9 protein-coding genes are annotated in these 12,654 nt (G+C 71.9%); 3 read left to right on the top strand and 6 right to left on the bottom strand.

What is annotated here, in order from left to right:
• Positions 1-59 precede the first annotated feature (59 nt).
• Entirely contained in the window at positions 60-1,292 is a 1,233-nt protein-coding gene (locus tag ABTX18_RS09940; protein ID WP_352122231.1) for a L,D-transpeptidase, read from the bottom strand.
• A gap of 153 nt (positions 1,293-1,445) precedes the next feature.
• On the opposite strand from ABTX18_RS09940, the gene glgX reads away from it, so the two are divergent.
• Positions 1,446-3,710 carry a glycogen debranching protein GlgX gene (gene glgX / locus ABTX18_RS09935; protein WP_352122230.1) on the top strand — a complete coding sequence of 755 codons (2,265 nt, stop codon included), beginning with the start codon at positions 1,446-1,448 and terminating at the stop codon, positions 3,708-3,710.
• Positions 3,711-3,717: 7 nt separating this feature from the next.
• Here glgX and ABTX18_RS09930 read toward each other — a convergent pair whose 3' ends face one another.
• The 5 genes from ABTX18_RS09930 to ABTX18_RS09910 all read right to left on the bottom strand — a co-directional run bounded on the left by ABTX18_RS09930 (position 3,718) and on the right by ABTX18_RS09910 (position 8,462).
• A complete protein-coding gene (locus ABTX18_RS09930) occupies positions 3,718-4,368 on the bottom strand; it encodes a response regulator (RefSeq protein WP_352122229.1) in 651 nt (216 codons plus the stop codon).
• Positions 4,369-4,404: 36 nt separating this feature from the next.
• A complete protein-coding gene (locus ABTX18_RS09925; RefSeq protein ID WP_352122228.1) occupies positions 4,405-5,661 on the bottom strand; it encodes a sensor histidine kinase in 1,257 nt (418 codons plus the stop codon).
• A 39-nt stretch (positions 5,662-5,700) separates the two neighbouring features.
• Positions 5,701-6,489, bottom strand: coding sequence for an ABC transporter permease (locus ABTX18_RS09920; RefSeq protein WP_352122227.1), 789 nt, complete (start codon positions 6,487-6,489; stop codon positions 5,701-5,703).
• Position 6,490: 1 nt separating this feature from the next.
• Entirely contained in the window at positions 6,491-7,429 is a 939-nt protein-coding gene (locus ABTX18_RS09915; RefSeq protein ID WP_352122226.1) for an ABC transporter ATP-binding protein, read from the bottom strand.
• 154 nt (positions 7,430-7,583) lie between these two features.
• Positions 7,584-8,462 (bottom strand): tetratricopeptide repeat protein, encoded by an 879-nt coding sequence (locus ABTX18_RS09910; RefSeq protein ID WP_352122225.1) that lies wholly within the window; start codon positions 8,460-8,462, stop codon positions 7,584-7,586.
• 165 nt (positions 8,463-8,627) lie between these two features.
• On the opposite strand from ABTX18_RS09910, the gene ABTX18_RS09905 reads away from it, so the two are divergent.
• The gene (locus ABTX18_RS09905; protein ID WP_352122224.1) at positions 8,628-10,598 is read left to right on the top strand and encodes an ABC transporter ATP-binding protein; all 1,971 of its coding nucleotides are present in this window, start codon (positions 8,628-8,630) and stop codon (positions 10,596-10,598) included.
• Positions 10,595-12,493, top strand: a complete 1,899-nt coding sequence (locus ABTX18_RS09900) for an ABC transporter ATP-binding protein (protein ID WP_352122223.1) — start codon at positions 10,595-10,597, stop codon at positions 12,491-12,493. The genes ABTX18_RS09905 and ABTX18_RS09900 overlap by 4 nt, the downstream gene beginning before the upstream one ends.
• Positions 12,494-12,654 lie beyond the last annotated feature (161 nt).

Below are 12,654 nucleotides of genomic sequence, written 5' to 3'. Positions count from 1 at the left end.
GACGGCGCGGCCGGAAGTGGCCGCGCCGTCGATGAGGGACCGGGGAACGCCGGTGCGTGTCAGTGGAGTGCGGAACCCGCCTTCCATCGCTTCCAGTCCATGTTCCAGCCGCCCAGGCCGTTGTCCGGAGCGACCATCTTGTCCTTGGAGTTGACGACCTCGACGACGTCGCCGATCAGCGTCCGGTCGAAGAACCAGCCGGCCGGGGTGGAACCGCTGCCGCCCTGTACGTCCCGCAGCCCGATGCAGCCGTGGCTGACATTGTCCGAGCCGAAGACATCCTCGTCGGACCAGTAGTTGCCGTGCAGGAAGGTGCCGGACTTGGTGAGCCGCAGGGCGTGCGGGACGTCCTTGATGTCGTACTCGCCGCCGAAGCCGACGGTCCGCCCGTCCATCCGCGTCACCTCGTGCATCTCGCTGACGACCATCTTGCCGTTGTACGTGGTCGTCGTCGCCGAGCCCGCGGTGATCGGGACGGTGGAGACGAGCTGCCCGTCCCGGCGCACCTCCATCGTGTGCGCGGCCGCGTCCACCCGGGACACCTGCTCGCGGCCCACCGTGAAGCGGATCGTCTTGCGCTGGCTGCCGTACACCCCGGGCGCGCCCTGCACGTCGCGCAGCCCGACCTCGACGGTCACCCGGGTGCCCGGCTGCCAGTAGGCGGCGGGGCGGAAGTCCAGGCGGTTGTCGCCGAACCAGTGCCCCACGACCTCGACCGCCGGATCGGCCGTCACCCGGATGGCTCGCTGCACGGCCGCGCGGCGGGTGACCGGACGGTTGAACTCGAAGGAGACGATCATGCCGGTGCCGACGGTCGAGCGGTTCTCCGGCTTGAAGTAGCCGATGAAGCGGTGCTCGGGGACCGCCGTCGAGAAGGTGGTGTGGCGAGCCGAGCGGCGCCCCGCACCGTCCACGGCCACCGCGTCGATGCTGTACTTGGCGGCCGGCCCGAGCCGCCCGGCCACCCCCTGCGGGGACCAGGAGCGTCCGTCCTGCGCGATCAGGCCCCGTACCTCCTGCTCCTGCGCGTCCTCGATCCGGGTCACCTCGACGCTCTCCAGCCGCCCGTCGGGGACCGTCACCTCGACCCGGCTGTCCGGCGCGACGTTCTCGGCCCCGTCCCGCGGGGTGATCCGGATGGCCTCCTGCGGCGAGCGGGGTTTCCCGCCGATGATCGAATCCGTACCCGAGCAGCCGGTCAGAACCGCCAGTACGGCCAGTACGGCGAGCAGTCCCGACCGGGCCGTCACGGTCGCCGGGCTCGCCCCTGCCTTCTTCGCTACGTGGTTCACGTCCCCCCAACGACGCGGGCGGTCCGGGGGAAACGTGAGTGCGGGCCCCGTCCTGGGCAGAACAGAGGGGACGACCACACTCGGGGAGCCGCGGCCGGGACGCCGCGCGCACCCTTCCGGTGCCGGTCCCCACGAGCCGCGGGAGGCGAGCAGGTGTCGAGCGCAGCCGAGCAGGAGGCAGTGCCGAGGACGGATACGGGGCCGTCCGGGACGGCGGTGGAGCGGGCGCCCACCGCCGGAACGGGGCGGGCCGCCGAGCCGGTACAGCGGCCGCCCGCCGTGTGGCCGGGTGCGCCGACGCCGCTCGGCGCACGCTTCAGAGTGGGCCCCGACGGGGTCGCGGGCACCAATTTCGCCCTCTGGGCCGGCGGGGCGGAGGCCGTCGAGCTCTGCCTCTTCGACGAGGACGGCACCGAGACCCGCCTCGCGCTGACCGAGCTGACCCACGAGATCTGGCACGGCTTCGTGCCCGGTGTGCGGCCCGGCCGGCGTTACGGCTACCGGGTGCACGGCCGCTGGGACCCGTGGACGGGTTCGCGGTGGAACGCGGCGAAGCTGCTCCTCGACCCGTACGCCCGGGCCGTCGACGGAGATTTCACCCTTCCGGCCGAGGTGTACGGCCATGTGAGGGACTGGCCCCAGCAGCAGGTCGCCGACACCGTGCGCGACGAACGGGACTCGGCTCCGTACGTCCCCAAAGGGGTGGTCGTCCATGACGACGACGACTGGGCCGAGGACCGGCGGCCCAAGACGCCCTGGGCGGACTCCGTCATCTACGAGCTCCACGTCCGCGGCTTCACCGCCCGCCACCCCGGCATCCCGGAGAAGCTGCGCGGCACGTACGCCGGCCTCGCGCACCCCGCGGCCATCGGCCATCTGCGGCGCCTGGGGGTCACGGCGGTGGAGCTGCTGCCGGTGCATCAGTTCGCCCACGAGGACCATCTGCTGCGGCGCGGGCTGCGCAACTACTGGGGCTACAACTCGATCGGCTACTTCGCCCCGCACGCCGGTTACTCCGCGAGCGGCACGGCGGGCGAGCAGGTCGGCGAGTTCAAACGGATGGTCCACGCCCTGCACGACGCGGGGATCGAGGTGATCCTCGACGTGGTCTACAACCACACGGCGGAGGCGGGCGAGCTGGGCCCGATGCTGTCGCTGCGCGGCATCGACAACCGCGGCTACTACCGGCTCCAGGCCGACGCCCGCCGGTACGCGGACTACACGGGGTGCGGCAACACCCTGCACGTGGTGCAGCCCAACGTGCTGCGCCTGATCACCGACTCGCTCCGCTACTGGGTGACCGAGATGGGCGTCGACGGATTCCGCTTCGACCTGGCGGCGGCGCTCGCCCGGTCCATGCACGACGTCGACATGCTGTCCCCGTTCCTCGCGGTGATCGCCCAGGACCCGGTGCTGCGCCGGGTGAAGCTGATCGCCGAGCCGTGGGACGTCGGCAACGGCGGCTACCAGGTGGGGGCCTTCCCGCCGCTGTGGACCGAGTGGAACGACCGGTACCGCGACGCCGTACGGGACTTCTGGCGCGGGGCCCTGCCCGACGTACGCGATCTCGGCTACCGGCTGACCGGATCGAGCGACCTCTACGCCTGGGGCGGCCGGCGGCCGTACGCCTCGGTCAACTTCGTCACCGCGCACGACGGATTCACCCTGCGCGACCTGGTGAGCTACGAGCACAAGCACAACGAAGCCAACGGCGAGGGCAACCGGGACGGAACGTCCGACAACCGGTCCTGGAACTGCGGCGCCGAGGGCGAGACCGACGACGCGGACGTCAACGCGTTGCGCCGCCGCCAGCTGCGCAACCTCCTCGCCACGCTGCTGCTGTCGACCGGGGTGCCGATGCTCGTCGCGGGCGACGAGATGGGTCGCACCCAGGGCGGCAACAACAACGCCTACTGCCAGGACAACGAGACCGGCTGGGTGGACTGGTCGCTGCTGGAGCAGCCTCAGTGGCGGGAGCTGACCGAGCTGACGGCCCGGGTGCTGGCGCTGCGCCACACCCATCCGGTGCTGCGCCGCCGCGCGTTCTTCTCCGGCCGGCCGCAGGCCCCGGACGGGCTGCGGGACCTGGCATGGTTCACCCGTGAGGGCGCGGAGATGACCGAGGGGGACTGGTACGCCCCGGCCGCGACGGTCGGTCTCTATCTCTCCGGCCGCGACATCCCGGGCCGTGACGCCCGCGGCGAGCAGGTGACCGACGACAGCTTCCTGGCGATCCTGCACGCCGGGCACCGCCCCGCGGACTTCCTGCTGCCGGGTCCGCCGTGGGCGGACGCGTACGAACTGGTCCTGGACACCTCACGGGAGGACCAGTCGGCCGCCCCGGGCACGGTGCACCAGGGCGGGGCCCGCATGACGGTACCGGGGAGGTCGGTGCTGCTGCTGCGGGTGTCGGGGTGAGGCGCGGTCAGCCGAGGATGCCGCGTTCGTAGCCGGCCGCTACCGCCGCGGCGCGGTCCTTGGCGCCCAGCTTCGCGAAAACATGGGTGAGATGGGTCTTCACCGTCGCCTCGCTGATGAACAGTTCCGCCGCGATCTCCCGGTTCGGCCGTCCTCTGGCGACGAGTGCGAGCACCTCGCGCTCGCGCGCGGACAGTGTCTCGTGGCCGGGCGGGAGCGGGGTGCGCACCCGTGAGATCAGCCGGGAGGCGACGGCGGGCGACAGGACGGTGCGCCCGTCGGCGGCGGCACGGACGGCGGTGAAGAGTTCGTCGCGCGGCGCGTCCTTGAGCAGGTAGCCGGTGGCGCCCGCCTCGATCGCGGGCAGGGTGTCGGAGTCGGTGTCGTACGTGGTGAGGACGAGGATCTTGGAGCGGGCACCGCGCCGGGTCAGTTCGGTGATGGCCGCGACACCGCCGCCGCCCGGCATCCGCAGGTCCATCAGGACGACGTCAGGGTCGAGCCGGACGGCCATGTCCACGCCCTCGACGCCGTCGGCGGCTTCACCGAGCACCCGGAAATCCGCCGCCGACGCGAACATGCCGCGCAGTCCGTCCCGTACGACGGGATGGTCGTCGACGACGATCAGGGTGATGACGCGCGCGGGTTCCTGAGCCATAGCGGCCAACCGTACTGCGCCGGCGCGGGGCGCGTCTCAGCCCTGGCGGACCATCGGGACACGGGCGCAGACGGCCGTGCCGAGGTCCGGGCCTGTCTCCACCTCGACCGTGCCCGCGATGCGTTCGGCACGCGCCCGCATGCCGCCGAGGCCGAATCCGCCGGCGCCCCTGTACGGCGGGAGGGCGGACGGATCGAAGCCGCGGCCGTCGTCCCGTACGTCCAGCGATATCTCGTCGCCCATGTACGACAGGGTGATGCCGGCCCGGGACGCCCCGGCGTGCCGGGCCGCGTTGGCCAGGGCCTCTTCAGCGATGCGCAGCAAGGTGGCGCCGACCTCGTCGTGCAGCGGTTCGGCGGTGCCGGTGACGGTGAACTCGGCCCGGACGCCCGTCTGCTGCGCCCAGGTGGCGACCGTCTTCTCCAGGGCTCCGGGCAAGTCGTCGTGCTCCAGCGCGGCCGGCACGAGATTGTGCACCGAGCGGCGCGCCTCGCCGAGGCTGTGCCGGGCAAGGGCGGCGGCGCGTCCGAGGTGTTCCCTGGAGAGCGCGGGGTCGGCGTCCGCCGTGGAGGTGACGGCCTGGAGCTGGGCGATGATGCCGGTGAGTCCCTGGGCGATGGTGTCGTGGATCTCGGCCGCCAGCCGGCTCCGCTCTTCGGCCACCCCCGCCTCCCTCGCCTGCACGAGGAGTTGGGCGTGCAGGCCGGCGTTCTCCGCCAGGGCCTGTTCGAGCCGGGCGTTGGCCGACTCCAGCGCGCTGATGGTGTCGGTCTGGGTGCGGGACTGCTCGGCCTCCCGGTCGCCGATCTTGGCGAAGACCATGGTGAGGGTCACGTGGACGGCCAGCACGACGGCGAAGACGGCCCAGTTCATGAGGGTGGTGGGCGGCAGGCCGCTGCCGGACTGCGACCCCGCCATGATGATGGCGGTGGCCAGCAGCCCGGCCCGCATGCCTCGCTGCGGAAGCACCCGGCCCGCGTCGAAGTAGCCGAGCACCGCGTAGATCGAGAAGAACGGATTGCACCAGGTCAGCCCGAACGCCAGCAGGGTGCGGACGACGAAGTAGCACCGGGCCGCCCGAGATCCCGGCGCGGCCGGCGTACGGCTCCACCAGAGCTGAAGGGCGAGCGCGGCAGGGAGCATCGCCGCGGCGGCGTACACACCCGTGCGGGACATGATGAGCCCGCTGGTCAGGGCCGAGACCACGGTGGCCAGGCCGAGCATCCCGTACGGTCCGTGCCGGAAGAACCGCTCCCACCACTGCTCGGCGGTCGTCACCGGGGTCTCCGTCATCGTTCCCCCCTGTTCATGGGTGAAGTGTGCCCCGTACCGCTACTCCCACCGGAAGGTTCGGATGGCGGCAGCCGCCGTCAGTACGGTCCACAGCGCCACCAGACCGAGATGCGCCCAGCTCGGCCAGGCGCCGCCGGCCGCGCGGTCCAGCACCTGGGACGCCGCGCCGAACGGGGTGACCTCGACGATCCGGCGGAGCGCATCCGGCATGGCCTGGACCGGCACCCAGACGCCCGCGGTGAACATCATCGCGAAGAAGACTCCGGAGCCGATGGCGGCCGCGATCTTGCTCGTGCGCGAGATGGCGCAGACCAGCGCGCCCAGTGCCAGCACACAGGCGATCGCCAGCAGCAGTCCGAGCAGATAGCCGAGCAGTTGTCCGGGCAGCCGAACCGCGAAGGCTGTCCGCCCGACGGCCATCACGAGTACGGCGGAGCCGAGCGCCGCCGCGCCGTGCAGGGCGATCTGCGCACCGAGCAGGGCGGAGGGCCGCACGGGGGTGGTCGACATGCGGCGCAGGATGCCGCGTTCGCGGTAGCCGGTGAGGACGGGAGGCATCGCCTGGATACCGGCCATGATCATGGCGAGCAGCACCGCTACGGGGACGTACAGGTCGATGGCCCGGCGGCCGCCGAGCTCGACGTCATGCTCCTGGAACGACGGGATCAGGCCGAGGATCGTCAGGAGCACGGTGGGAAAGGCGAGGATCCAGAACAGACTGACGGGTTCGCGGAGGAAGAGCCTTGCCTCGGACCGCAGGACCGCGCGCAGCGGGCGGGCGGAGGTGGCGCGGGGCGCTTGTGCCCGCGCAGTGTGCGCTGTGGCCATCTCAGGCTGCCTGTTCTGTCAGGCCGCGCTCGTCCGCGGCGCCGGGGTGCTCGGTCAGGTCGAGGAAGGCATCGTCGAGCGAGGTCTCGGCGACACGGAGCCGGTGCGCGGTGATGCGGTGCCGGGCCAGCAACGAGATAACGGCGTTGACGGTGTCGTCGGTGCCGTTGATGACGATCCGTCCGTCCCGCGTCTCGTACGAGGTCGCGCCCGGCAGCCCCGCCAACTCGGCTTCGGGGAGCGGCTCGGAAGGTGTGAAGGAGATGGCCGTGGAACTGCCGGCCCTGGCGATCAGTCCGGACGGAGTATCGAGGGCGGCGAGCTTTCCCCCGTCGATCACGGCGACGCGGTCGCAGAGGCGCTGGGCCTCCTCCATGAAGTGGGTGACGAGCAGGACGGTGACCCCGCTGTCCCGGACCTCCTCGACGAGCTGCCAGGTGTCGCGCCGTGCGCGCGGGTCCAGTCCGGTGGTCAGCTCGTCGAGGACGACCACCCGAGGGTTGCCCACGAGCGCGAGTGCGACGGAGAGGCGTTGCTTCTGGCCGCCGGAGAGCCGGCCGAACCGTGTGGTGAGTCTGGTGTGCAGCCCGAGGCGTTCGGCGAGCGGGCGCCAGTCGGCGGGCCGGGGGTAGAAGGCGCTGTACAGCTCCAGCGCCTCGCCCACAGTGATCTTCGGCGGCAGTTCGCTCTCCTGGAGCTGCGCGCCCAGGAGCAGCGTCACGCGGTCATGGTCGGCGACCGGGTCCAGCCCGGCGACCCGCACCGTACCGGCGTCGGGGACGCGCAGGCCTCCGACGCATTCGACGATGGTGGTCTTGCCCGCGCCGTTGGGGCCGAGAATCCCGAAGATCTCCCCCTCGTCCACGGAGAAACTCACCCCGTCGACCACGGGGCGGCCGGCGTAGGTCTTGCGCACCCGGTTCACTTCGATGATGGCCATGCCATGAGCATCCCGGGCCCGGGCCCTCGGTGGCATCCACCGACGAGCTTGAACCGGCATCAACCGATCGGCTGATGCCGCGCTACGACCGGGCGCGCCCCGACCCGGTTCCCTCGGGCGCCGAAATCGACGGCGGGGGCACCCGGCCGGTCCGTCAGGCGCCGGCGCCGGTCGCCGGGCCGATGGGGGCGCCGGGCTCCGCCGGTTCTGCGAGCCTTTCCTCCAGGCGTGCCACGGCCGTCCGCTGGGCCTCCTTGCGGAGAGAGGAGAGCCTGGTGTCGGCCGCCAGCATCGGGAGCATCCACAGCAGGCCCCACGGCGCGAAGCCTTCGACGGTGCCGGTCTGGCGGAGGAGCGCCCCGGTCAGGGCCGAGAGGCCGACGGACACCGCCCAGACCACGCCGCGGTGGCGGGCGATCCAGCGCAGTGGGGCGTTTCCGGGGCCTGAAAGGGCGTCGAGCGTGGCCGCGAGCACGGCTGTGCGCTGGTCCTCGGGCCGGGCCCGCGCCGCCTCCGCTGCCTGCGCCCTCGCACCCCCGAGGTCCTGTCTCCGCAGGGCGTCGGCCACATCCCCGGCCTGCGTCTCCACCTCCTGCCGCTTCACGGCGCCCCGGGCAGCCGCCATCCGCACGTCCTCCCAGTAGCTCCGGGCCGCCCATCGGTGGGCCCGCCGGAGCTGTTCGTTCTCCGCGGAGTCGGGGGCGATCTCTTCGAGGCGCCGGGTCAGTTCCACGCCGCGGGCGGCCCGGCCCGGGTAGTCGAACGTGTCGGCGCGCAGGCACAGTTCGCCGTAGCCGGCCAGCAGGCCGAGGTGGTCCGCGTCGAGGGCGAGCCCCTTGCGGAAGGCGCGTTCGGCCTCGGTGTCGTGATCGTCGTCGTCCTCCGAGGCGTGGGCCACGGCGAGCCAGCAGTAGAGGTCGGGGTGCGGGCCCACCTCGTCGAGTCCCTGCTGCGCGGCGCGCCGGACGGCGCCGAGTCCGCCCGCCAGGAACAGCTGCTCGCAGCGCTCGTTGTACGCATCGGCCGTGGTCATGCGTCCCACCCCAGGTCGTTCACAAGGTGGCGCGCACCTGTCTGCGCACCCGCCCCTCCCCCGGGGTCGCACAAATATCGGGTGCGGTCCGCTTTCCGTCAAGTCCGTGCCGGGCGGGGAAAACCACGTGAGCGATGTCAGTGGTGAAACGTAGGCTCGCCCCTGATGCCCGAAGAACATGCAGAGCCCAAGGACCGGTCCGCCGCGCAGACGCTTCTGCGGCTGTGGCCGTATGTGAAGCCCGTGCGGAACCGTCTGTTCGGCGCCGCCCTCATCGCGATCGTCGCCTCGTGCCTCGGCCTGGTGATCCCGCTCGTACTGAAGTGGATCGTCGACGGACCCGTCGCCCACCAGGACCCGGGCGGTGTCTGGCTCGGTGCGCTGTTCCTGCTGCTGCTGGGGATCACCGAGGCGGTCCTGTTCGGAGTACGGCGATGGATGGTGGCGCGTCCGCTGGCCGGTGTCGAGGCGTCGATGCGGGCCGATCTCTACCGGCATCTGCAGCGGCTCCCGGTGGCCTTCCACGACCGGTGGTCCTCGGGCCAGCTGCTGTCGCGCGGGACCACGGATCTGATGCTGCTGCGGATGTTCCTGGTCTTTCCGCTGACCTTCCTGCTGGTCAACACCACCACGATCCTGGTCGGCTTCGTGATTCTGCTGCTCCAGGAGTGGACGCTCGGGCTGGTGCTGCTGGCCCCTGTCGTGCCGCTGGTGATCATCTGCTCGGTCTTCGAGACGAAGTACTCGGTCGTGGCGCGCAGGGCCCAGGACCAGGTGGGCGATCTGACGACGGTGGTCGAGGAGAGCGTGCTCGGCATCCGCATCATCAAGGGCTTCGGCCGGCACCGCAGCCAGGCCCTCGCGTTCCGGGCGCTCTCCGAGCGGCTGCGCACCACGGAGCTCGGCAAGGCGCGGCTCCTCGCGGGCATCTGGGCCCTCATCACGACGATTCCGGAACTCGCGATCGGGGCGGCCCTGGTGCTCGGCACCATCGAGGTCGCGGACGGGGGGCTCTCGGCGGGCACCCTCGTCGCCTTCCTCTCGACGGCGCTGGCGCTGCGGTGGCCGGTCGAGTCGATCGGTTTCCTGCTGGCGATGAGCCAGGAGTCGGCGACCGCGACGGAGCGGTTCTTCGAGGTGATGGACGTGGCGGAGGAGGCGGACACCGCCGTGGCCGGGCGGGAGGCCGGTGACCTTCCGGAGGCGGGCGGCATGGTCTTCGAGGGCGTCGGGTTTTGCTACCCGGACGCGGAGGAGGACTCCGTGCCCGTCCTCGCCCGGATCGATCTGCGGATCCGGCGGGGCGAGACGATGGCCCTGGTCGGGGCCACGGGATCCGGCAAGACCACGCTCACCGCGCTCGTTCCCCGGTTGCACGACGCCACGTCGGGCCGGATCACGCTGGACGGCGAGGACATCACCGCCATGCCGCGCGAGCGGCTGCGCGAGCTGGTGTCGGTGGCGTTCGAGGAGCCGACGCTCTTCTCGGCGAGCGTCGGGGAGAACGTGCTGATGGGTGCCGGCGGCGCGGGTGAGGAGGAGTTGCGGCGGGCCCTGTCGGTCGCGCAGGCCGACTTCGTCCACGACCTGCCGCACGGCATCGACACCCAGGTCGGCGAGCAGGGCCTCAGCCTCTCCGGCGGCCAGCGCCAGCGTCTCGCTCTGGCCAGGGCGGTCGTCGGACGGCCGCGCTTCCTGGTCCTCGACGACCCGCTCTCCGCGCTGGACGTGCACACGGAGACGCTGGTCGAGGCGGCGCTGCGGCGGGTGCTTGAGGAGACCACGGCGATCGTGGTCGCGCACCGGCCGTCCACCGTGATGCTCGCCGACCGGGTAGCGCTGCTGTCGGAGGGCCGGATCAGCGCGGTCGGCACCCACCAGGAACTGCTGCGGAGCAACGCCGAGTACGCCTGGCTGATGTCCGGCGCGGACGTGGCGGACGGCGAGCCCACCGGCATGCCCGCGGACGTGGCGGACGGCGGGGGGCCCACCGGCATGCCCGCGGACGTGGCGGACGGCGGGGAGCCCACCGGCGTGCCCTCGCACACCCCCGGCCACGGGGACTCCCCCGCGGACACGACGGCCGATGACCTTGCGGGCGTGCGCGCCCCTGCCGAGGAGAGCAGCACCCGATGACCAGCACCACGACCGGCCGTCCCACCGAGCCGGACGACAGCGACAAGAACGCGTATCCCGAGGCGGCCCCGGAAGCGGCGTCCGACGCACCCCCCGGACGCGCCGGGGACCCCTTCGACCGTGACGACCTGCCCACTCCGCGCGGCGCCACGCGCGCCCTGCTCGTCTCGCTGCTGCGGCCGATGCGTGGCCGGGTCGTGGTGGCCGCCCTGTTCCTGCTGATCCAGCAGGCCGCGGTCCAGGCGGGCCCGTTGCTCGTGGCGTACGCCATCGACAGCGGGGTGCCCGCCTTCCGGGACGAGGACTACGGGCCGCTGATCGCGGTGGCCCTCGGCTACTCGCTCTGCTCGGCCGGTGCGGGCGCCATGCAGTACGCCTTCATCCGGGCCTCCGCACGGGTCAACCAGGATGTGCTGCTCGATCTGCGCGGCCGGATCTTCCGCCATGCGCAGGCGCTGAGCGTGGACTTCCACGAGCGGTACACCTCGGGGCGGCTGATCTCCCGTTCCACGACCGATGTGGAGTCGCTGCGGGAGTTGCTCAGCGAGGGCCTGCAGGAGCTGATCGGGGTCGTCCTCTCCTTCGTCTCCATCTCCCTGATGCTGCTGTGGCTGGATTTCGGCACGGGCGCCGTCGCGGTGCTGTCCTTCGTGCCGCTGTACCTGCTGGTGCGGCTCTACCAGCGCCGGGCCGCGGTGATCTTCGCGTCGCGGTCGACGGCGATCGCCGGGGTCATCGTGAAGTTCGCGGAGACGATGAACGGGATCCGCCCCGTCCGGGCCTTCCGCCGCGAGTCCGTCAACGACGAGGTCTTCCGGGGACTGAACGAGGAGCACCGGCGCACGAACGGCGACGCGATGCTGGAGAACGCGCGTTACGTCGTCGGGTCCCGGCTCGTCGCCAACACCGCCGTGGCCGGAATCGTCCTGTGGGGCGCCTACCGCGTCGCCTCGGGAAGCATGGCGCTGGGTGTGCTGGCCGCGGTCGTGCTCTATCTGCGGCGGCTGTACGACCCGATCGACCGGCTCAGCATGTTCCTCAACTCCTACCAGTCGGCGGCGGCCTCGCTGGAGAAGATCGCGGGGCTGCTGGCCCAGACGCCCACCGTCCCCGAGGCCGTGGAGCCCCGGGAACTGCCGCCGCTCACGGGCGGCCATCCGGGCCGCGAGGTGGTCTTCGACGCGGTGCGTTTCGCGTACCGCACGGGCGGTGAGGTGCTGCCGCGCTTCGATCTGACCGTGCCCGCCGGCCAGACGGTCGCCGTGGTCGGTTCGACGGGCGCGGGCAAGTCCACGCTGGCCAAGCTGCTGGCGCGTTTCTACGACCCGACCGAGGGCCGGGTCCTGCTGGACGGCACCGATCTGCGGGATCTGGCCACGCCTGAACTGCGGCGCGGGGTGGTCATGGTGACCCAGGAGGCGTTCCTGTTCTCCGGGACGGTCGCGGAGAACATCGCGATCGGCAGCCCGGACGCGAGCCGCGCGGACATCGAGCAGGCCGCCAAGGCGATCGGCGCCCATGACTTCATCGCCGGTCTGCCCGACGGGTACGACACGGACGTACGCAAGCGGGGCGGCCGGATCTCGGCAGGTCAGCGCCAGTTGGTCGCGTTCGCCCGCGCCCTGCTCGCCAATCCGGCGGTCCTGATCCTCGACGAGGCGACGAGCTCCCTGGACATCCCCGGCGAGCGGGCGGTGCAGCGGGCCATGGACACCGTGCTGCACGGCCGCACCGCGGTGGTCATCGCCCACCGGCTGTCGACCGTGGAGATCGCGGACCGGGTCCTGGTGATGGAGCACGGCCGCATCGTGGAGGACGGGGCCCCCGCCGAACTCATCGGCGGCACGGGCCGCTTCGCCGGCCTGCACCGCGCCTGGCGGGAGAGCCTGGCCTGAGGGCGCGGGAGGAAGAGCCCGGCGCCTGAGCGCGCGGAACGCGCCACGTTCCCAGCCGTCTCGGCAGGTGAGAACTTTCCGGTTCTTCAAATTGTTTTCGAACACGTCATATTCGGACCGAACCTCAACTCCCTCTGCGCGTTCAGGCTTCCGGGGCTCCC

This window comes from Streptomyces sp. NPDC096323 (genome assembly GCF_040302845.1).
Lineage (GTDB): Bacteria > Actinomycetota > Actinomycetes > Streptomycetales > Streptomycetaceae > Streptomyces.
The sequence above is the reverse complement of the archived record's forward strand: the minus strand, read 5'-3'. Positions and strand labels throughout refer to the sequence as shown.